General features: G+C 70.9%; 15 protein-coding genes and 1 pseudogene. 10 read left to right on the top strand and 6 right to left on the bottom strand.

The window, feature by feature from the left end:
- Positions 1 to 559 precede the first annotated feature (559 nt).
- From ACIBJF_RS45345 to ACIBJF_RS45335, 3 genes are all read left to right on the top strand, one after another.
- Positions 560 to 1,483, top strand: a complete 924-nt coding sequence (locus ACIBJF_RS45345; protein WP_399183281.1) for an RNA polymerase sigma-70 factor — start codon at positions 560 to 562, stop codon at positions 1,481 to 1,483.
- A gap of 434 nt (positions 1,484 to 1,917) precedes the next feature.
- Positions 1,918 to 2,274, top strand: a complete 357-nt coding sequence (locus tag ACIBJF_RS45340) for a hypothetical protein (protein WP_399183279.1) — start codon at positions 1,918 to 1,920, stop codon at positions 2,272 to 2,274.
- A gap of 729 nt (positions 2,275 to 3,003) precedes the next feature.
- Positions 3,004 to 5,076, top strand: coding sequence for a SpoIIE family protein phosphatase (locus ACIBJF_RS45335; RefSeq protein WP_399183277.1), 2,073 nt, complete (start codon positions 3,004 to 3,006; stop codon positions 5,074 to 5,076).
- Positions 5,077 to 5,110: 34 nt separating this feature from the next.
- Here the strand turns inward: ACIBJF_RS45335 and ACIBJF_RS45330 are convergent, their stop codons facing one another.
- Positions 5,111 to 6,640 carry a methionine--tRNA ligase gene (locus ACIBJF_RS45330; protein ID WP_399183275.1) on the bottom strand — a complete coding sequence of 510 codons (1,530 nt, stop codon included), beginning with the start codon at positions 6,638 to 6,640 and terminating at the stop codon, positions 5,111 to 5,113.
- Between the two features lie 340 nt (positions 6,641 to 6,980).
- Between ACIBJF_RS45330 and ACIBJF_RS45325 the strand changes: the two genes are divergently transcribed.
- Positions 6,981 to 10,601 (top strand): hydantoinase B/oxoprolinase family protein, encoded by a 3,621-nt coding sequence (locus ACIBJF_RS45325; protein ID WP_399183273.1) that lies wholly within the window; start codon positions 6,981 to 6,983, stop codon positions 10,599 to 10,601.
- Between the two features lie 20 nt (positions 10,602 to 10,621).
- Here ACIBJF_RS45325 and ACIBJF_RS45320 read toward each other — a convergent pair whose 3' ends face one another.
- Positions 10,622 to 11,155 (bottom strand): MarR family winged helix-turn-helix transcriptional regulator, encoded by a 534-nt coding sequence (locus ACIBJF_RS45320; RefSeq protein WP_399183271.1) that lies wholly within the window; start codon positions 11,153 to 11,155, stop codon positions 10,622 to 10,624.
- Positions 11,156 to 11,254: 99 nt separating this feature from the next.
- Between ACIBJF_RS45320 and ACIBJF_RS45315 the strand changes: the two genes are divergently transcribed.
- On the top strand, positions 11,255 to 11,548 hold the full coding sequence (locus tag ACIBJF_RS45315) for a WD40/YVTN/BNR-like repeat-containing protein (RefSeq protein ID WP_399183269.1): 294 nt from the start codon (positions 11,255 to 11,257) through the stop codon (positions 11,546 to 11,548).
- On the opposite strand, the gene ACIBJF_RS45310 is transcribed toward ACIBJF_RS45315, so the two are convergent.
- Positions 11,538 to 12,560 (bottom strand): LuxR C-terminal-related transcriptional regulator, encoded by a 1,023-nt coding sequence (locus ACIBJF_RS45310; RefSeq protein WP_399183266.1) that lies wholly within the window; start codon positions 12,558 to 12,560, stop codon positions 11,538 to 11,540. The genes ACIBJF_RS45315 and ACIBJF_RS45310 overlap by 11 nt on opposite strands.
- A gap of 331 nt (positions 12,561 to 12,891) precedes the next feature.
- Between ACIBJF_RS45310 and ACIBJF_RS45305 the strand changes: the two genes are divergently transcribed.
- From ACIBJF_RS45305 to ACIBJF_RS45285, 5 genes are all read left to right on the top strand, one after another.
- Positions 12,892 to 13,422 carry a (2Fe-2S)-binding protein gene (locus tag ACIBJF_RS45305; protein ID WP_351810222.1) on the top strand — a complete coding sequence of 177 codons (531 nt, stop codon included), beginning with the start codon at positions 12,892 to 12,894 and terminating at the stop codon, positions 13,420 to 13,422.
- Positions 13,409 to 14,398 carry an FAD binding domain-containing protein gene (locus ACIBJF_RS45300; RefSeq protein WP_399183265.1) on the top strand — a complete coding sequence of 330 codons (990 nt, stop codon included), beginning with the start codon at positions 13,409 to 13,411 and terminating at the stop codon, positions 14,396 to 14,398. The genes ACIBJF_RS45305 and ACIBJF_RS45300 overlap by 14 nt, the downstream gene beginning before the upstream one ends.
- On the top strand, positions 14,395 to 16,602 hold the full coding sequence (locus tag ACIBJF_RS45295) for a xanthine dehydrogenase family protein molybdopterin-binding subunit (RefSeq protein WP_399183263.1): 2,208 nt from the start codon (positions 14,395 to 14,397) through the stop codon (positions 16,600 to 16,602). Before ACIBJF_RS45300 ends, ACIBJF_RS45295 begins: the two co-directional genes overlap by 4 nt.
- A 508-nt stretch (positions 16,603 to 17,110) precedes the next feature.
- Complete coding sequence (locus tag ACIBJF_RS45290) at positions 17,111 to 17,467, top strand: PRC-barrel domain-containing protein (protein ID WP_399183260.1); 357 nt, start codon at positions 17,111 to 17,113, stop codon at positions 17,465 to 17,467.
- Between the two features lie 23 nt (positions 17,468 to 17,490).
- The gene (locus ACIBJF_RS45285) at positions 17,491 to 17,664 is read left to right on the top strand and encodes a hypothetical protein (protein WP_356308548.1); all 174 of its coding nucleotides are present in this window, start codon (positions 17,491 to 17,493) and stop codon (positions 17,662 to 17,664) included.
- 52 nt (positions 17,665 to 17,716) lie between these two features.
- Here ACIBJF_RS45285 and ACIBJF_RS45280 read toward each other — a convergent pair whose 3' ends face one another.
- From ACIBJF_RS45280 to ACIBJF_RS45270, 3 genes and pseudogenes are all read right to left on the bottom strand, one after another.
- Complete coding sequence (locus ACIBJF_RS45280; RefSeq protein ID WP_399183258.1) at positions 17,717 to 18,268, bottom strand: DUF3291 domain-containing protein; 552 nt, start codon at positions 18,266 to 18,268, stop codon at positions 17,717 to 17,719.
- A 31-nt stretch (positions 18,269 to 18,299) separates the two neighbouring features.
- Entirely contained in the window at positions 18,300 to 19,013 is a 714-nt protein-coding gene (locus ACIBJF_RS45275) for a helix-turn-helix transcriptional regulator (RefSeq protein ID WP_399183255.1), read from the bottom strand.
- A gap of 118 nt (positions 19,014 to 19,131) precedes the next feature.
- Positions 19,132 to 19,643 (bottom strand): annotated as a pseudogene (locus ACIBJF_RS45270) (transposase); the annotation flags it as partial.

Below are 19,643 nucleotides of genomic sequence, written 5' to 3'. Positions count from 1 at the left end.
GCCGTGTTCGACAGGCGCACACGGAAGGTGTACCGGGCATGCCCGGCGTCCTTCGTGGTCGCCTCTGTCGTCATGCATCCGAACCTACCCGAGAGCACTGACAGTTGAGAGTTCTTGATCATCGTGGGCGACATCACCGCCGTGCGGGGTGGACGCCGGATCGCCCCGACGGCGATCCGGCTATCCCTGCCCTGCTCCGCAGGAGTCCGATTCCTCCCCGGCCTGAAGGCCGGGGCATCCTCGGAGGAACCCGGTGAACCGGCTGAACATCATCACGCAGCAGCCGGCCGGCAACTACGAGGTGGGGCAGTTCCATTGAGAGGTGGAGGAGGGTGTCGCCTGGTGGGGCTGGACCGACGACGTCGGCGTCGGCTTCGTCAGGACCCTCGGTGTCGACTTCCGAAGGGCACCGGCCACTGGCTCGGGGTCCGGCTACGGCCCCCGAGCCCCCGGGCTCAGTGACTTGGCCTGGCCTGCCGCTGGTCCGGATGATCACCGGCAGAGGCCTGCGCCGATGAGCACGGCAGGGTGGGTGGCTTCAAGAGAAGGGTGAGCCGGCGTGAGCAAGGTCGAGGAGTTCGAGGAGCTGCGGCCGCTGCTGTTCTCGATCGCCTACCGGATCCTGGGCAGTGTGGGTGAGGCCGAGGATGCGGTGCAGGAGACATGGCTCCGCTTTGACGGCTCGGCGACGCGCCCCACGTCGACCAAGGCTTTCCTGTCGGCCGCGGTGACGCGGATCTCGATCGATGTGCTGCGCTTCGCTCGGATGCGACGGGAGGCGTACGTAGGTCCGTGGTTTCCCGAGCCGCTGCTGAGCGATCCGTATCTGGATCCGGCGCGGTCGGTGGAACTGGCCGACTTGGTGTCGATAGCGGCGTTGTTGCTGCTGGAGCGGCTCAGTCCGCTGGAGCGGGCGGTGTTTGTGCTGCGGGAGGTGTTCGCCTTCGGGTTCGACGAGGTCGCCGCGGCTGTGGGGCGTTCGGGGGCGGCGTGCCGGCAGTTGGTGGTGCGGGCGCGGCGGCACTTGGAAGCCGGGCGGCCGCGGTTCGCAGCGGATCGTCAGGAGCGGCAGGAGCTGGCGACGCGGTTCTTCGACGCGCTGAAGGACGGCAATGTGGGTGGGCTGCAGGATCTGCTGGCCGCCGATGTGCGGCTGGTCGGGGACGGCGGCGGCAGGGCCCCACAGCTGGCCAAGGCCGTCATGGGCGCGGACAACGTGGCCCGGCTGCTGGGCACGGTCGTCCCATTGATGAGCCGGATCGACGTGACGTTCGAGCCGCATGAGATTAACGGCCAGCGCGGTGCGATCTTCCGCGACCGGCACGGCAACGTGCTCCACACCTTGGCCCTCGATGTGCACGGAGGGCAGATTCAGATCATCCGCGCGGTGATCAATCCCGACAAGCTCGGCCATATCGGGCCCCTCGTCGACGCCTGGGCCATCGACCGCGAGGTGAAGCAGGCCCGTCGGCAGCCGAACTGACCTCACGGAGTGGTCCAGGCCGGCTCGTTCACCGGCAGCTCATGCCATCGGCCGCAGGCTCGGCCACGGCCCGGCGCGGGCCGGAACGGCTCACTCGAACAGAGGCCCCCGAAAGTTACGAAAGCGGTTGGGTCATTCGAAGGAGTTGAGCGGCGAGACCGCCAAGAGTGTCACGGGCCGGTCGCCTGCTTTTCCCTGCTCGCAACGTGATTCGTAGCCGAGGCAGGGCCGATACCCGGCTCCCCCCGGCATCGCTGGTCCATACAAGCGAGAGTTACGGATATATCAGCGCTTTATAACAGGAAACGGTGCATTTGTCTCGTTTCGCCGCGAAGGGCCACAGTGTGGGACCTCGGCATCGAACCGGGAATGTCGGATTGCACACCGGCCCAGACCAGGTCGGTGCGCATGCACGAACGTGAGGTGACAGATTCATGTCTGTTTCTCGTACGACGATCCGCCTGCTCGCCACCTGTGTGGCTTCGGGCGCGCTCGTCGGCGCGGCCGCCATGCCGGCCCTGGCCGCCGGAAGCGACCATGACCGCGACTACGGGAGGAGTTACTCGCACAGCCACTGGAACGGCCACGACCACGACGGTCGCTACGGCGACCGGGACCGTTGGGACCGTGACCGGGACCGGGACCGTTGGGACCGGGACGGGGGTTGGCGCTGGGACCCGGACCGGGGTTGCTGGGTCCGGGACTGGGGCTGGCACCGGGACCACGGCCGGCACCACGGCTGGTACGGCGACCGGCACCGGGATCACGACCGCTACTTCGGCCACCGCTGACCAACTTCGAGGCTGTGCTTTGACGCGGAGGGCAACCACCCCCTTTGGCGCGTCGCCATAGCCGACCCGGCCACCACATCCCGCTGGGGTGCCGAAGGCCGTTGCCTGCGGTCTTCGGCCCCCAGCGCTCGTATCAGGGCGCCAGCCCGCCGCGCCATGGACCGGGGCCAAGCGGTAAGGCCTGGCTGATCTTCGAAGACGAGGCCCGGTGCTCGACGACGCCGAGGACCGCGCGCACCCGGTCCCACCGCGGACGTACCCCGCTCGTGCCGGCTGCGCGGGCGTTCCTGGAAGGGTGATGCCCGCGGTTGCGACGTTCTCCTGGAGATACCGCACCCGATGGGCGCCCGTGATCGGGACGCCGCCCTGGGCGATGGTCCAGTCGATGACGGCCGGCGCCCGCCTGGAGAACATCGCCCGCTTCTCGACTTCACCTCCGAGGGCATCCCCCGCGCCACGGAGCAGGCGCGCGTAGTCCTCCACAGGAGCTCGGATCGGATGGCGCGCTGATCACCGACGACATCGGGTTCATCGAGAAGCACCACATCGTCCGGGTCGGGCTCCGCGTGGACCTCCTCGAGCAGCGCCTCCCGGGCCCGCCTCTCGGCTGCCGATGATCGCGTGTCGCCTGCCGGACCAATCCTCCGCCGACCGGCAAGGAGCCGTTTCGCCTGCCCGGCGTGCTCAGGCGGGGTACGCGGTGAGAGCGGCGGGTGGAAGGAGCGAGTGATGCGCCGAGCAGAACAGCACCCGGAGCGAGAGGGTCGTACGCAGGACGTCGCGTCGCCTCCGAGCGGCCTGATGGACCTGCTGGGCGTCGCCGCGGTGCTCCTGGAGGCGGACGGCCGGATCGACATGTGGAGCCCGCAGGCCGAAGAGCTGTTCGGCTACACCCGCGGCGAGGCGGCCGGGCAGTACGCGGCGGCGCTGCTGCTGCACCCCGAACACCGCGAGGCGGCGATCACACTGTTCGCCGAGGTGATGGAGACCGGCAGCAACTGGGCGGGGGCGTTCCCGATCCGGCACAAGGACGGCACCACCCGCATGGTCGAATTCCGCAACATGCGGCTGACCGACAACCTCGGCGACCACTACGCCCTCGGGCTCGCCACCGACCGGGCCACCCTGCGGCACGTGGAACGCAAGGTGGCGCTGTCCACCCGGCTGGTCAGTCAGGCCCCGATCGGGCTGGCCGTCCTCGACACCGACCTGCGCTACCTGGCCGTCAACCCGGCCCTGGCGAAGATGCACGGCGTCCCCGTGGCCGACCACATCGGCCGCCGCTTCCACGACATCCTGCCCGGCACGTCGTTCCGGAGCGCGGAAAGCACGATGCGGCAGGTCCTGCAGAGCGGCGTTCCCGTCATCGAGCAGCAGATGACGGGCCGGACGTGCGCCGTACCGGACGACGACCACGCCTGGACGGTGTCGATCTACCGGCTGGAGGACCACCACGCGGACGTGCTGGGCATCGCCAACGTGGTGGTGGACGTCACCGACCGGTACCGAGCTGCCAGGAAGGCCGACCGGGCACAGCAACGCCTGCGGCTGGTGGCCAACGGCTCCGCCCGCATCGGCACCACCTTGGAGGTGGAACGTACGGCGCAGGAACTGGCCGATGTCGTCGTGCCCGGCCTGGCCGACATGGTCGCGGTGGACCTGCTGGACTCGGTCCTGCGGACAGGCCGCGCAGAGCTCGGCGAGGGCCCTCCGTTGTTCCGCGCGCTGGCGGTGAAGACCGCCTATCCCACGGACGCGGCCCAGGCAATCGTTCCGCCCGGTCGGCTCACCACCTACCACGCCGACCACCCGGCGGCCCACTGCGTCCGCACCCGCGAGCCCCATCTGATCACCCACCTGGGCAGCGGCGACCACGCCCGGATCGCCGCCGACTCCCAGGCCGCCCGCCTGCTCGCCCACGCCGGGGTGCACACGGACATGGCGGTCCCGCTCATCGCCCGGGAACAGCTCATCGGCGTCATGGGACTGGCCCGTGCCCGCAATCCCCTGCCCTTCGACGAGGACGACCTCGCCATCGCCTGCGAACTCGCCTCGACCGCCGCGTTGAGCATCGACAACGCCGTCCTGCACCAGCACATCCGCAGCGCCGCCGAAACCCTCCAGCGCAGCCTGCTCCCGCAGCTCTCGCCTCAGCACCCCGGCCTGGAGGTCGCCGCACGGTACCGGCCCGCGCAGGCTTTCAGCGAGGTCGGCGGCGACTGGTACGACGTCATCGCCCTGGACGGCGACCGCACCGCGCTCGCCGTGGGCGACGTCATGGGCAGCGGCATCCCGGCCGCCTCCGCCATGGGCCGCCTGCGTACCGCCACCTCCACCCTCGCCGACCTCGGCCTCGAACCCTCCCGGATCCTCACCCACCTCGACAAGATCACGCAGGGTTTGGACCCGTACATCGCCACGTGCGTCTACGCGGTCTACGACCCCCACCGCGGCCGGTTGCAGATGGCCTCGGCCGGTCACCTGCCGCCGGTCCTCATCCGGGCCGGCAGACCACCGGAACTCCTCGACCTGCCCACCGGCACTCCGCTCGGAGTCGGCGGAGTTCCCTTCGAGACGACCACGCTCGACCTGGAGCCCGGTGACCAGCTCGTCCTGTACACCGACGGGCTGGTCGAAACCCGCAACGATCCCATCGACGAGCGCCTCAACGACCTGCTGCGCCAGCTGTCCGTGCCGTGCCGCTCCGCGGAGGAGACCTGCGGCCGGCTCCTGGAGCAGCTCCGGCACCCCGCCAGCCACGACGACGTCGCCCTGCTCATCGCCCGGGTACAAACCAGTTGATCGGCGGTAGACCGCTGCCGCGTGGCCCAGGGCCTCACGCAGGCGGCGTGGCTTCTTGGAGCCGGAGGAACAGGGGGGTCGCGGGCGGCAGGCTCCCGTCCAGGGACGTCACCTGCGCCGCGATCCGGGCCGCGGCGTCAGGGATGAAGGGCCGCAGCTCCTCGGCGAGGACACGACACGCCGCGACCAGGGCGGAGAGGACCGCGTCGAGGCGTTCGCCCGCTGCGGCATTGCCGTGGCGTTCCGCTCGGGCCAGCTCCCAGGGCCGCGTGACATCGATGCACCGGTTGGCCTCCTCCACGATGTCCCAGGTGGCGCCCGTGGCACGGCGGAAGTCGAAGTCGGCCAGCGCCGCGTCGATCCGGGCGGGAGCCTTGGCGCACACGTCCAGCAGCGTCGCCACGGTGAACCGGTCGGTGCCGAGCGAGGGCACCGTCCCGCCGCGGTAGCGGTGGACCATGGTCACGATGCGGTGGACGAGGTTGCCGAGGCCCCCCGCGAAGTCCGCGTCGGCACGCGCGATCAGCCGGTCGGGGGTGAAGTCGGCGTCCCCGACGCGGGGGACTTCACGCAGCAGCCACCAGCGCACCGCGTCGGTGCCGTACGCGTCGGCGAGGGCGACCGGGTCGACGGTGGTCCCGCCGGATTTGCTGATCTTGCGGCCGTCGACGGTGAGGTAGTCGTGGACGAGGATGTCGGTGGGCAGCGGCAGACCGGCCGACAGCAGCATCGCCGGCCAGTACACGGCGTGAAAGCGCACCACACCCTTGCCGATCAGATGGGTACGGCGCTCGCTCGTCACCCACCACTGCTCGTAGGCGGGGTCGTCGGCGCCGTAGCCGAGGCTGGTGACGTAGTTGCCCAGCGCGTCCCACCACACGTAGACGACCTGGGTGGGGTCGCCGGGCACGGGGATGCCCCAGCCGCGGGCACGGGTGTGGGAGCGGGAGACGGAGAAGTCGTGCAGGCCGCCCGCGATCAGGGACAGGACCTCGTTGCGGCGGGCGGCGGGTTCGATGCGCAGGCGGCCGTCGCCGATCAGCTCCTGCAGCCGGCCGGCGTGGCGGGACAGCCGGAAGAACCAGTTCTCCTCCGCCACGAGCTGCGGCTCGGTGCCGTGCTCGGCGCAGCGCCCGTCGACCAGTTCGGCCTCGGCGTAGAACTGCTCGCAGCCGACGCAGTACAGGCCTTCGTAGTGCTTGCGGTACAGGTCCCCCGCCGCGGCGCATCGGCGCCACAGCCGCTCGACGCCGACGCGGTGGCGCGGGTCGCGGCTGGTACGGATGAAGTCGTCGAGCGACAGCGCGAGCGGGCCCCGCAGGGCGGCGAACGCCTCGGCGTTGCGGTCGACCAGCGACTGTACGTCGATGCCCTCGGCCTCGGCGGCCAGTACGTTCTTCAGGGAGTTGTCGTCGGTCCCGCTCAACAGGCGTACGTCGTCGCCCCGTTGGCGGCGGTGCCGGGCCAGGGTGTCCGCCTGGACGAGCTCCAGGGCGAAGCCCAGGTGCGGGCGCGCGTTGACGTACGGGATCGTCGTGGTGATGTAGTGGCGAGGTGCGGTCATCGGAACCTCCTGTCAGGGAGACGAGGCCCGGTCCGCACAACCACGTCGAGGCCCCGTCCCCGGGGCCTCGGATTCGTCACGCGTCCGTGCTCAGCAGCCCCGTCGACGGGGCATCATCCGATGCTGCGGCCAAGGCGTGATCATGAGGCCGATGCTAGCAACGGGGCCTGCGGGCCGGCATTCGGTTTTCGCGGGGCCACGGCTTGCATGACGAGGCAGCCGGACTGTGTCGTGGCCGGCTCTGCAACGGCCGGATACAGGTTCGAGCCCTGCCCGGGGCCTCGCCCATCGGCAACGGGAGGCTCTGCGGTGGGGCAGGTCGAGGGCGCACAATGGGTGCATGGCTGGTCGCTGGCAGTTCTGGATCGACCGTGGTGGCACGTTCACCGATGTCGTGGCGGTGACGCCGGATGCCGAGGTGGTCAGCCGCAAGCTGCTGTCGGAGCAGCCGGAGGCGTACCAGGACGCGGCAGTCGCCGGTATCCGTCAGATGCTGGGCCTGGAGGAGGACGAGCCGATCCCGGGCGACCGTATCGAGGTGGTGAAGATGGGCACCACCGTCGCCACCAACGCGCTGCTGACACACACCGGCGAGCAGACCGTCCTGGTCGTCACCCGGGGCTTCAGGGACGCCCTGCGCATCGCCTACCAGAACCGCCCCCGCATCTTCGACCGGCGGATCCTCCTTCCGGAGGCACTGTACGACCGGGTGATCGAGGTGGAGGAACGGGTGGGCGCACACGGCGAAGTCGTCCGCCCGCTCGATCTGGACGCCGCGCGCGAGGCGCTGGCCGCGGCGTACGCGGACGGGTTCCGCAGCGCCGCGGTGGTCTTCCTGCACGGCTACCGCCATTCCGCGCACGAGGCGGCCGTCGCCGAGGCGGCCCGCGCCGTCGGCTTTTCGCAGGTCAGCTGCTCGCACGAGGTCAGCCCGCTGATCAAGCTGGTACCGCGAGGCGACACGACCGTGGTCGACGCCTACCTCTCCCCCATCCTGCGCCGTTATGTGGACCGGGTGGCCGCTGAGCTGAACGGTGTGCGACTGATGTTCATGCAGTCCGGGGGCGGCCTGCGCGAGGCGGGCCGCTTCAGGGGCAAGGACGCCGTGCTGTCCGGCCCGGCGGGTGGGGTCGTGGGAATGGCGCGCGCCGCCACCGGGGCGGGCCATGCCAGGGCCATCGGCTTCGACATGGGCGGCACCTCGACCGACGTGTCCCACTACGCGGGCGAGATCGAACGGGTCCTGAGCACCCAGGTGGCCGGAGTGCGGATGCGGGCGCCGATGACCGACATCCACACCGTAGCCGCGGGCGGTGGTTCGATCCTGCACTTCGACGGGATGCGCTACCGCGTCGGCCCGGACTCGGCCGGCGCCGACCCCGGCCCCGTCTGCTACCGGCGCGGCGGTCCGCTGACCGTCACCGATGCCAACGTCATGGTCGGCCGGATTCAACCCGCCTTCTTCCCCCGGGTGTTCGGCAAGGGCGGCGACCAGCCGCTGGACGAGGCCGCGGTCCGTGCCCGCTTCACCGAACTGGCCGGGCAGACCGCCACCGCTACCGGAAAGCGCCGCAGCCCGGAGGAGGTCGCGGCGGGATTCCTCGACATCGCCGTGCTCAACATCGCGAACGCGGTGAAGAGGATCTCCGTCCAGCGCGGCCGCGACATCACCCGCTACGCGCTGGTCGCCTTCGGTGGCGCGGGTGGCCAGCACTGCTGCGCGGTCGCCGACCGGCTCGGCATCGACACCGTCCTGATCCCGCCGCTCGCCGGGGTGCTGTCCGCGTACGGCATCGGGGTGGCGGACGCGGTCGCCCTGCGCGAACGCTCCGTCGAGGCCGCCCTCGACCGGCCGGAGACGGCAGCCCGCGTCGAGGCCGTGCGCGCCGAACTGGAGGAGCGGGCACGCGGCCAGCTGCGCGAGGACGGCGTGCCGGACGCCACCGTCCGCACGGCCGCCCGCGCCCTGCTGCGCTACGAGGGCACCGACTTCTCGCTGCCCGTGCCGCTGGGCCCGGCCGACGACATGCGAGCCCACTTCGAACACGACCACCGCGACCGCTACGGCTTCACCATGGGCAAGCCGCTGGTCGTCGAGGCCATCGAGGTCGAGGCCACCGGTTCCTCCGGCCCGCGCACCGCCACGCCGACCGTCCCGCCGCCGCGGACCGGCGCACTGCAACCGGCCGACACGGTACGGATGTTCACCGAAGGCCGCTGGCAGCCCACCTGGCTGTACCAACGCCGGGACCTGCGTCTCGACGACAGCGTCGAGGGCCCGGCGATCATCGCCGAGGCCGATGCGACGACGGTCGTCGACCCCGGCTGGCGGGCCGCGGCCGACGAGCACGGCGACCTCGTCCTCACCCGCTCCCGTCCCCGTCCGTCCCGCACGGCGGTCGGCACCACCGTCGACCCGGTGATGCTGGAGGTCTTCAACAACCTGTTCATGTCCATCGCCGAGCAGATGGGTGTACGGCTGGAGAGCACCGCCCACTCGGTCAACATCAAGGAACGCCTCGACTTCTCCTGCGCGCTCTTCGCCCCCGACGGCAGCCTCATCGCCAACGCTCCCCACATCCCCGTACACCTGGGCTCCATGGGCGAGTCCATCAAGGAGGTCCTGCGCCGCAACGAGGGCTCGATCCGCCCCGGCGACGTCTACGCCATCAACGACCCGTACCACGGCGGCACCCACCTGCCCGACATCACCGTCGTCACCCCGGTCTTCGACGAGGCGGGCGAGCGGCTCCTCTTCCTGGTCGCCTCGCGCGGCCACCACGCCGAGATCGGCGGCATCAGCCCCGGATCCATGCCCGCGTTCAGCACCGTCATCGACGAGGAGGGCGTGCTCTTCGACAACTGGCTGCTGATGCGCGACGGACACTTCCGCGAGGACGAGACCCGCCACCTGCTCACCAGCGCCCGCCATCCCTCACGGGACCCGGACACCAACCTCGCCGACCTGCGCGCGCAGATCGCCGCCAACGAGAAGGGCATCCACGAACTGCGCCGCGTCATCGACCAGTTCGGCCTCGATGTCGTCCACGCCTACATGGGCCACGTCCAGGACAACGCCGAGGAATGCGTGCGCCGCATCATCGCCACCCTGCACGACGGCGAGCACCGCTACGAGACCGACAACGGCGCCGTCATCCAGGTCGCCCTGCGCATCGACCGCGAACAGCGCGGCGCCGTGCTGGACTTCACCGGCACCTCATCCCAGCAGCCCGGCAACCTCAACGCACCCACTTCCGTCGTCATGGCAGCCGTGCTGTACGTCTTCCGTACCCTCGTCGCCGACGACATCCCGCTCAACAGCGGCTGCCTGAAGCCTCTCGACGTGCGCATCCCCGCCGGCTCCATGCTCTCCCCCGCCTACCCGGCCGCCACCGTCGCCGGAAACGTCGAGACCTCGCAGGCCGTCACCGGCGCCCTGTACGCCGTCCTGGGCGCCCAGGCCGAGGGCTCCGGCACGATGAACAACGTCTCCTTCGGCAACGATCGCTTCCAGTACTACGAGACCGTCGCCTCCGGCGCCGGCGCGGGCGAGGACTTCGACGGCGCGGATGCCGTGCAGACCCACATGACCAACTCCCGCCTGACCGACCCCGAGACCCTGGAGTGGCGCTACCCGGTGCGGGTGGAGGAGTTCCGTATCCGCGAGGGCAGCGGCGGCGACGGCCGCCGGCATGGCGGGTGCGGGGTGGAGCGCCGGATCCGGTTCGCCGAGCCGATGACGGTCGCCGTCGTCTCCGGTCACCGCCGCGTCCCGCCCTACGGCATGGCCGGCGGCGGACCCGGCGCCCTCGGCGAGAACCTGATCGAGCGCGCCGACGGCAGCACCCATCGGCTGCGCGGCTGCGACACGGCGGACGTCACGAGGGGCGACCTCCTGGTGATCCGCACGCCCGGCGGGGGCGGATACGGACCGACCGACGGCGCCCCGCCCGCTCAGTGACGCTCACAGGCTCGCCCGAGTCACCCGCCGATGTGCGTGTTTGATTCCGTCAGTCCCCGGGGCGTCGGTTCACCGAGGCGCTCGGCCAGCTGGAACAGGGCGGGCAATGCCTCCTCGACTGCCGTCTGGGCGCTGTCGTCGAGCGCGGCGAGGGCCGCGTCGATGCGCCGCTCATGGGCCGCGGTCCAGGCGGCGAGCCTCTCCCGTCCCGCATGAGTGAGGGCTACGACGGCGACACGGTGGTCGGCCGGGTCAACATCACGTGTGACCAACCCGGCGGCGATCATCCGGCCGATCAGCCCGCTGACCGTACTCTGCGCCAGGCACAGACGGGCGCCCATGTCGCTGACCCGTGCCGGCGAGTGTTCGCTGAGCACCTGCAGCAACTCGACCTGCGCCATGGGCAGGGTCTCCCACGGGTAGTCGGTGCGGATCGAGGAGCGCAGCGCACGCCGCAGCCGGGTCACCGCCTCGGTGAGCAGCCGGGCCATCGGCTCCCCTGCGATGGGACCGGGAGACAGCGAGGCAACCTCGGTATCAGGCTGCGCGGCCATGGAACAAGGGTAGTGCGGGGCACACCCGAAAACGGTCCGGCGCGACGCGCTCTACGGCATCAGGGCCACGAAGCGTCGTGGTGGCTCGACAATGTCCTCATGGGACCGTGCTTCGATGACGCGGTCGGCCATCCCCCCGCGGCCTACAGAGACGTGACGTTCGCCCCGGACGGGACCGTGTTCGCCGTGTCCGGCGACGCGGCGGACGGTCCGGGTCAGGGGGTGGTCCGCAGCACCGACGGCGGCGCCCACTGGGTGGACGTCTCCGCCGGACTGTCCGACCGGGACGTGCGCTCGGTTCTGGTCTCCGCGGACGGGCAGTGGCTCTTCGCGGGAACCGGGCGCAGTGGCGTGTACCGGCTCGCCATCGGCTCCCGCACCCTCACGCCGTAGCCGACGCGGCCGCCGGGTCCTTCCCGCCCTGCTCCGGCGGGACGGGCCCGGCGGCCTGGTCCAGCCAGCCGAGCCTGCAGGCCTGCCAGGCCAGCTGCATCCGGCCCCGTGCGCCGCTCCGGGTCATGAGGTCCTGCACCCGCCGCTGCACCGTCCGCGAGCTGACCCTCATCTGCTTGGCGATCGCCTTGTCGCTCACGCCGCCGATGAGCAAGGACAGCAGTTGTCTGTCCTCCGCGCTGAGGCCCGTGTCGGCGGCCTCGTCGATGTGTAGCGGGGTGGCCCGCTCCCAGTGGCTCTCGAACAGGGAGATGAGGGCCACCAGGAGGCTCGTGCCGCGCACGAGCGCGGCGGTGGGCTCTCCCGTCGCCTCCTCGCCCAGTGGGCACAGCGCCACTGACCGGTCCGCGATGGCCAGGCGGACCGGAAGCGACGGAAGCACCCGCGCCTGCTCCCCCATGCGCACCCCTTCCTCCAGGCTGGCCCATGCGCCCGGCTCGTCCAGCAAGGACGCCTCGTAGATCACTTTGAAGCGCACGCCCCGCGCCAGCGACCGGAACTCCTCGTCGTTGTCCGCCGCGGTCAGGGCTATCGGCTCCTGGCGGCAGAACCACAGCATTTCCTCGCGGGCGTCGCGCTGGAGGCTGAGGGCCTGCTGCCGGATCGCCTCCGCGCCGGTGAGTATCTCGACGAGCTGGGCGGAGTCACGCCGACGGACGTTCCTGCGGTACTGCTCCGCCAACTGGTCCACGGTCCCCCGGGCCCGCTCCAGCTCCGCCTGGCCGTCCACCAGCAGGGGGCCGAGTGCGACATCCGGCGGTGCCGGCACGAACTGGTCTGCACGCGTCCTGCTGATCAGTCGCTTGGCCAGCAAGGCCGTCAGAAGCGGGTCCACCTCGGAGACCGCCATGCCGAGTCGAGCCGCGATCTCCCGCGGGCCGGACTGGTGCCCCGCCACGAGCGCGCGGTAGACCCGCTCCTCCTCACCGCTGACGCCCAGAACTTCAAGCACGCTTCCTCACCCTGTCCGTTCGTTGCCTGCCTGTGGGTTGGTAGGCGAAGTGCCGACGCCTGCGCTCGACGGGAGCACAGAGGCATACCAAGGATCGCCCACTCCGGGCGTTCGGGTGGCGTCGGGGCCGGGCAGCCGGGTATCCCCGGACGGCGCGGCTGAGGTCGCCCGCGCGCCCCGGGGTTCCGCGATCGGACCCGCATGCCGATCACCTCTTTGCCTTATATCGTGAAACGAGTGGTCAATCTTCCCAAAGCTGTCGAATCGGCTCATCGGGTCTGCCCGCGTGTGGGGGCTGGAGCCGTGTGCGACCCGTCCCGAGGAGGACGCGATGACGGACGTGGCGAGCAGGCGGGACGTGGGTGAGCGGCCTGTGGTCCCGGAGCGGGTCATGACGCTCACGGTGAACGGGCGGTCGTACGCCCTGCGGATGGACACGCGGGTCACCTTGCTGGACGCCCTGCGGGACCGGCTGGGCCTGGTGGGCACCAAGAAGGGCTGTGACCAGGGAGCCTGCGGAGCATGCACCGTCCACGTGGACGGCCGTAGGGTGCTGGCCTGCCTGACCCTGGCGGCGCAGGCCGAGGGCCGGGAGATCACCACGATCGAGGGCATCGCCGACGCCGACGGTCCGCACCCGGTGCAACAGGCGTTCATGGAGCACGACGCGTTCCAGTGCGGCTTCTGTACGCCGGGGCAGATCATGTCCGCGGTGGCGCTCATGACCGAAGGCCGGGCCGGCTCGGACGAGGAGATCCGTGAGTTCATGAGCGGAAACCTGTGCCGGTGCGGTGCCTATCCCAACATCGTCGCGGCGATCCGCGAGGCGGCCTCCCGGGGAGGTCACGATGCGCGCCTTTGACTACGTCCGGGCCACCGACACGCGCGAGGCGGTGCAGTTGCTGGCGGAGGATCCGGCGGCGTCCTGCCTCGCGGGCGGTACGACACAGCTCGACCTGATGAAGGACGGAATCCTGGAGCCGCCGCGGCTGATCGACATCACCCGGCTCCCGCTGCACGGCATCGAACGACGCGGTGAGTCGCTCCACGTGGGGGCCCTGGCCACCATGGAGGAACTGGCCGCCGACGCCACGGTGACCGAGCGCCTGCCCATGGTGCGCGAGTCCCTCCTGCAGGGCGCGTCGGTGCAGTTGCGCAACATGGCCACCATCGGCGGCAACCTGCTGCAGCGCACCCGCTGCCGCTACTTCCGCGACCCCGCGGTCGGCGAATGCAACAAGCGCGCGCCGGGTTCCGGCTGTGCCGCGGTGCAGGGCGCGGCACGTATGCACGCCGTGCTCGGCGCGAGCGAGCGGTGCATCGCGCTGCACGCATCCGACCTGGCCGTAGCCCTGGTGGCGCTCGACGCGGTCGTGCACATCCAGGGTCTTTCCAAGGCCCGCACCGTGCCGCTGACGGAGTTCTACCTGACGGCCGACGAGAACCCCCAGCGCGAGAACGTCCTGGAGCACGCCGAGCTGATCACCGAGGTCGAGATCCCGCTTCCGCCGCCGGCCGCCCGGTCGGGCTACCTGAAGGTCCGCGACCGGGCGTCGTACGAGTTCGCCCTCACCTCGGCCGCGGTGCTGCTCGTCGTGGCGGACGGCACGATCCGTCAGGCCCGGGTCGGCCTCGGCGGCGTGGGCACGAAACCCTGGCGGGCCTACGAGGCCGAACACGTGCTGACCGGCGCGTCCGCCACGACGGCCACGTTCCAGGACGCGGCCGAGGCGACCATGCGCGACGCCTTCACCGTCCCCGGAACGGCGTTCAAGGTGCCGCTCGCCCGGCGCACCCTGGTGCGCGAGCTGCAGACCGTCTCAGGAGTGACCGCATGAGCACCGTGGAAAGCAGGCCTCGGGTCGGCGCGGGCGTCAACCGGGTCGACGGCCCGCGCAAGGTCACCGGCACCGCCCCGTATCCGATGGACTTCAGTGTGCCCGGCCAGGCCTACGGTGCCCTGGTGCAGAGCACCGTCGCCGCGGGCCGGATCGTCCGCATCCACACCGAAGCGGCCGAAGGCGCCCCCGGCGTGATCACCGTCCTCACCCACGAGAACGCCCCGAAGGTCGGCGCGGGTCCCGTGACGGTCCTCGGAGCGTCGCCTCCGGCACCGCTGCGCAACGACCGGATCGTCCACCACGGGCAGCACATCGCCTTCGTGGTGGCCGAGACCCCGGAGCAGGCCGGCGCCGCGGCGCGGCTGGTGCGGGCCGACTACGAGGCCACGGAGCCGCTGCTGGACCTCCAGGACCCGCGGGCCGAACAACTCGTCGACCCGTGGGGGACGGACACCTCGCGCGGCGACCCCGCCGCGGCGCTGGAGTCAGCCGAGGTGAGCCTCCGCGCCACCTACACCACGGCGGACAACACCAACAACCCGCTCGGCCTGTTCGCCACCCTGGCCGTGTGGGAGGGCGACACCCTCACCGTCCACGACACCAGCCAGTGGCCGTCGATGGTGCGCACCACCCTCGCCATGGTCTTCGGCATCCCCGAGAGCTCGGTACGGGTTCTGGTGCCCTACGTCGGCGGGGGCTTCGGCGCCGGGCTGCGCGCGTGGCCGCACGTGGTCCTCACCGCGATGGCCGCCCGGATGATCAAGCGACCGGTCAAGCTGGTGCTGACCCGGCCGCAGATGTTCACCTCCGTCGGGCACCGGCCCAGCGGGGTGCAGTGGCTAAGTATCGGTGCCACGCGCGACGGCGCGCTGGTCGCCCTGGACCACCGCAGCCTCAGCTCCCTGAGCATGGAGGACACCGACTACGAGCCGTTCGCGTCGGGCACCGCCTTCGCCTACCGGTGCCCCAACGTGATCACACACGACCGGCAGGCCCGGCTCAACATCGCCGTGCCGACGTCCATGCGCGCCCCGGCCGAGGCACAGGGCAACTTCGCGCTGGAGTCCGCGCTCGACGAGCTGGCCCACCAACTGCGCATGGACCCCTTGGAGCTGCGGCTGCGCAACCACACCGACGTCGACCCGCGCAACGGGCTGCCCTGGTCCGGCAAGGCCCTCCTGGAATGCTACGAGATCGGCGCGCGACGCTTCGGCTGGTTCGACCGCGATCCCGAGCCGCGCTCCATGCGTGACGGCAACTGGCTCGTCGGCTACGGCATGGCGAGCGCGTGGTTCCCCTATTTCGCCCAGCCCTGTGCTGCGCAGGCCACCGTCAACAGGGACGGCAGCGCGCTGGTCCGCAGTGCGGCGACCGACATCGGCACCGGCACCTACACCGTCATGGCCCAACTGGCCGCCGAGGAACTGGGCCTGCCCCTGGACCGGGTCCGCTTCGACCTGGGCGACTCCGACATGCCCAACTCGATGATGGCGGGCGGCTCCGGCCTCACCGGCGCGCTGGGCAACGCCGTGCACGACGCCTGCCGGCGACTGGTCCGCTCCTTCGCCGAACTCGCCTGCGGCGACGCCGACTCTCCCCTGCTGGGCTGTTCCCCGGACGACGTGGAGTGCACCGACGGCAGGGTCCACCCCGCGGGCCGCCCGGACCTCGGGGAGTCGTACGCCGACATCCTCGCCCGGCACGGGCTGTCCGAACTCACGGCGAACGGGAACAGCACACCGCCGGTCCCCACCGAGCTGGGCATGTCCCTCGCCGGCGCATACGGCGCGAAGTTCGTGGAGATCCGGGTCGACGCGGACCTCGGCCTCATCCGGGTGGCGCGCGTGGTCTCCGCGATCGACGGTGGCCGCATCCTCAACGAGAAGACGGCGAGGAGCCAGATCATCGGCGGGACGATCGGCGGCATCGGCATGGCCCTGTTCGAGGACACGGTCACCGACCCGCGCACCGGACGCATCGCCAACGGCACGTTCGCCGACTACCTGGTCGCCGTCAACGCCGATGTCCCGGACCTGGACGTGGTCTTCGTCGGTGAGCCGGATCGCGGTACCGCGACCGGCACCAAGGGCGTCGGCGAGGTAGGCCTGGTCGGCATCGCGCCCGCGATCGCCAACGCCGTCTACCACGCCACCGGCAAACGCATCCGCGAGCTGCCGATCACCCTGGACGCCATGCTGTGAGCGGCCGTCGACCCTGCGTTGTCGTCGTGGCCGGGCGTCTCGCCGGTTTTCGGCGAACGCCGACGGGGCGCGTGAGGGTGCCGGCACCACGTCCTGACGGCCGCGAGGCGGCCCGCCAGACGCTCGCTGAGGTCAGCACGGCCCGGCGAGATCGCCGCATCCCGGCACACCTGCGCCAGGTCCGGTGATCTCAGCGGACGGTGGGCCGGTCGCCGGTCGCCGCCGGCTGTGCGTGCTGCCCTCGGCGGCAGTGCGGGAGTCGCTCGTCGAGTCCCGGCTTGCGTGCCTCGGCCACGAAGTCGTGCAGCGGGAACGGAAGACGGTCGGCGGCCGGGTGCGGACCGCACGGATCTCCATCAAGGTGGGAGGCGGCTGCTTGCACCTGCGGCAGGCGGCATGGGTGCTCGTGCGCGACGCCGACGGTATGCGGCGCGCCCTGAGCCGACAGCCCCGGTTACATCAGCAATGGCATCGGGGGTACACGTACAGGTGCTACGGGAGGCTTGTGATGTTCGAGGCAGACGATATCCGTGCGTGGCGGGGTCACGACGTCGTGGATGCCGGCGGCCACAAGATCGGCGTTCTCGAGTCGATCTACGTCGACACCACCACCGACCAGCCGTTCTTCGCCACGGTCACCGTGGGCCTGCCCACCCGTCGGCGCCTGGCGTTCGTGCCGCTTACCGGTGCGACAGTCGGCCCCGGTTATCTGAAGGTCGCCCACAGCAAGGACCAGGTCAAGAAGGCGCCGGCGATCGACACCGACGGCGAACTGTCCGCCGGCGACGAGCCGAGCGTCTTCGCCCACTACGACCTGCCATACGCATCGGGCGCCGGCAGCGAGCGACGCCTCGCCCGACGCTGACACCCTAGCCGCCGGGAGATCCGATGATCGTGTTCCTGCTGCTGATCCTCGCGGCCCTGATCCTGGGCATCATCGGCTTCGCCGTCCATGGTCTCTTCTTTCTGCTGGTCATCGGCGCCGTCGTCCTGGTCGTCGACCTCGTCTATGCCGCGATGCGCTTCCGTCGAGGGGGAAGGAAACACCGCATCGTCCGCTGACCCGGGCCGTCGCTGGCCAGCACCCCTCGCGTCCAGCTTCGGACACCGGCGGCTACAACGCCGCTTCCCCTGCCGGCGCCGGCCACGCGGTCCTGGCGGCCTGCTGAGGCTGCGTCGGCGGTACGGCCCGAAGGTGCTGGGCGGCCTCGGTGGCGGTGTAGGAGGAGGCGAAGGTGAAGGCACGCAGGGACGGCCCGTGCTCCCCCAGGTCCGCCAGCCGTTCCAGGGCCTCCCCGACTGTCGGGAGATGACCGGCGGGAACCCACCACAGCACCAGGTGCGCCGTGACGTGCCGGTGGAACCATTCGCGGCGCCGCCGCATGACCTCCAGATGTCCGCTGCGGTAGGTGAAGTCCCACAACGCCTCCTGGCTCTGCCACACCGTCAGGTTGACGATGACGTCCTCGCCCGCCGGCCGCAGGCCGGTGGCGTCGGCCGCCCCTTCCTCCACGAGCCGCCACACGAAGCCGGGCGCGCTGTCGGCGGCGGCGTTGACCGGGTCGAGCATCTCGACGAACGGCGCCATACGCGGATCGTCGAGGGGGTGGCGGAGCGTGGCGACGTTGAGCTGGGCCAGGTGGGCGGCGTGCGTGGATGCGGTCATGGCCACATCCCAGCACTACCCGTGTTCTATGTCAATCATCGTTGTTTTTAGAACTCTCGACCACCACGCAGCACTCCCCCGGCCGCGGGTCCATGCGCGCACGCACGGGACCGTCCTGCCCGAGCAACCCCTCCAGAAGTGCGAGATTCATGCCGCAGACGAGCGGCGGAAAGCGTTCGGCGACAGCGTGGAAGGGACAGTTGCGCATGCGGACGACCCGCGCGGCCGCGCCGGCCACTCCCCCGTCGGCTTCGGCCCGGACGTCCTCGGCGTCTTCGCCGCCTTCCAGGTACGGTTCGTAGCCGCGGGCGGCCAGCATCTCCATCACCTCTTCGAGGCCGCCGCAGGCCGCCGCCGGTCCGCGCAGGGCCTCGCCCCGGCGGCGCGCGGCCGCGCAGAGCCCGGCGTCCAGCCCGGCCTCCTCGGCGGCCTCGGCGAGCAGCTCCGCGGCGGTGCGGTAGTCACGGGCGGGCAGCGACACCGCCCGCTCGGTCCGGGCCCGCGTGTACACCTTCGCGGGACGGCCCGCCCCCGGCCCCGAACGGCCCGTCAGACGGCGGCTACCGGTCTCCAACAGCCCGGCCTCGGCCAGCTTGTCCAGATGATGCGCGGCGAGCGTGCGCGCCACCCCGGCCGCCTCGGCCGCCTCGTTGCGGCCGACCTCACGACCCCGCGTCACCACGTACTCGTACAAGCGGCGCCGCACCGGATCCTGCAACACCGCGATCGCATCGATATCGTCCACCCGACCATTCTAGAAACAACGCAGATCGGAGATAGAAAGAGCGAACGGCACCTCCCTGACCGAAGCGGCCACGGGCACTCCCGCTCCCTCGATCACCCTCGGGCGGTAGCGTCTCTAATCAGCTAAGCGATCCCATGTGAACCGTGAGGTCCAGTGTGGGTTCTGCCCACTTTGGTGGGGAAGCATGAGCGTGCAGGTGGAAGCCTGCGCCCAGTGCTGCTCCTCGCGGCTTGTGGCCGGTGGTGGGTGTGCTGATCGTTGTCACGCCCTGGTGCCGGTGGGCTGCGCGGGGCAGCCGGGTCCGGCCCGTTGATGCGTGTCCCTCCGGACGCTTGTCCGCCGGGCCCGATGGGCCGGTGGGGGAGGGAATCCCGCGTCGCCTGGGCGCGAGACGGTTGGTGCGTGGCCGGGTGGGTCCGGTCTTCGATCGATCCGTCCGGCTGGTCTTCGGCTCGGCCGTGGTGATGACGGCCTTGGCTTCAAGCTTGTCGAGGACCTTGCGGATCATCATGGTGCCGCTGGTGTTGTCGACGAGGGTTTTGCTCTGGTGGGCGAGGCCGCGTGCTGCGATGCGGCGCCAGGCGCCCTGGTCGCGGTCGCCCTGCCAACCACACTCACGGCAGATGGCCC

The sequence above is a fragment of the Streptomyces sp. NPDC050743 genome (assembly GCF_044456925.1).
Taxonomy (GTDB): domain Bacteria; phylum Actinomycetota; class Actinomycetes; order Streptomycetales; family Streptomycetaceae; genus Streptomyces.
The sequence above is the reverse complement of the archived record's forward strand: the minus strand, read 5'-3'. Positions and strand labels throughout refer to the sequence as shown.

Coding starts and splice junctions, on each gene's coding strand:
- ACIBJF_RS45340 (WP_399183279.1), top strand. CDS start 1,918: ATGTCTGTTTCTCGTACGACGATCCGCCTGCTCGCCACCTGTGTGGCT.
- ACIBJF_RS45335 (WP_399183277.1), top strand. CDS start 3,004: ATGCGCCGAGCAGAACAGCACCCGGAGCGAGAGGGTCGTACGCAGGAC.
- ACIBJF_RS45330 (WP_399183275.1), bottom strand. CDS start 6,640: ATGACCGCACCTCGCCACTACATCACCACGACGATCCCGTACGTCAAC.
- ACIBJF_RS45325 (WP_399183273.1), top strand. CDS start 6,981: ATGGCTGGTCGCTGGCAGTTCTGGATCGACCGTGGTGGCACGTTCACC.
- ACIBJF_RS45320 (WP_399183271.1), bottom strand. CDS start 11,155: ATGGCCGCGCAGCCTGATACCGAGGTTGCCTCGCTGTCTCCCGGTCCC.
- ACIBJF_RS45315 (WP_399183269.1), top strand. CDS start 11,255: ATGGGACCGTGCTTCGATGACGCGGTCGGCCATCCCCCCGCGGCCTAC.
- ACIBJF_RS45305 (WP_351810222.1), top strand. CDS start 12,892: ATGACGGACGTGGCGAGCAGGCGGGACGTGGGTGAGCGGCCTGTGGTC.
- ACIBJF_RS45300 (WP_399183265.1), top strand. CDS start 13,409: ATGCGCGCCTTTGACTACGTCCGGGCCACCGACACGCGCGAGGCGGTG.
- ACIBJF_RS45295 (WP_399183263.1), top strand. CDS start 14,395: ATGAGCACCGTGGAAAGCAGGCCTCGGGTCGGCGCGGGCGTCAACCGG.
- ACIBJF_RS45290 (WP_399183260.1), top strand. CDS start 17,111: ATGTTCGAGGCAGACGATATCCGTGCGTGGCGGGGTCACGACGTCGTG.
- ACIBJF_RS45285 (WP_356308548.1), top strand. CDS start 17,491: ATGATCGTGTTCCTGCTGCTGATCCTCGCGGCCCTGATCCTGGGCATC.
- ACIBJF_RS45280 (WP_399183258.1), bottom strand. CDS start 18,268: ATGACCGCATCCACGCACGCCGCCCACCTGGCCCAGCTCAACGTCGCC.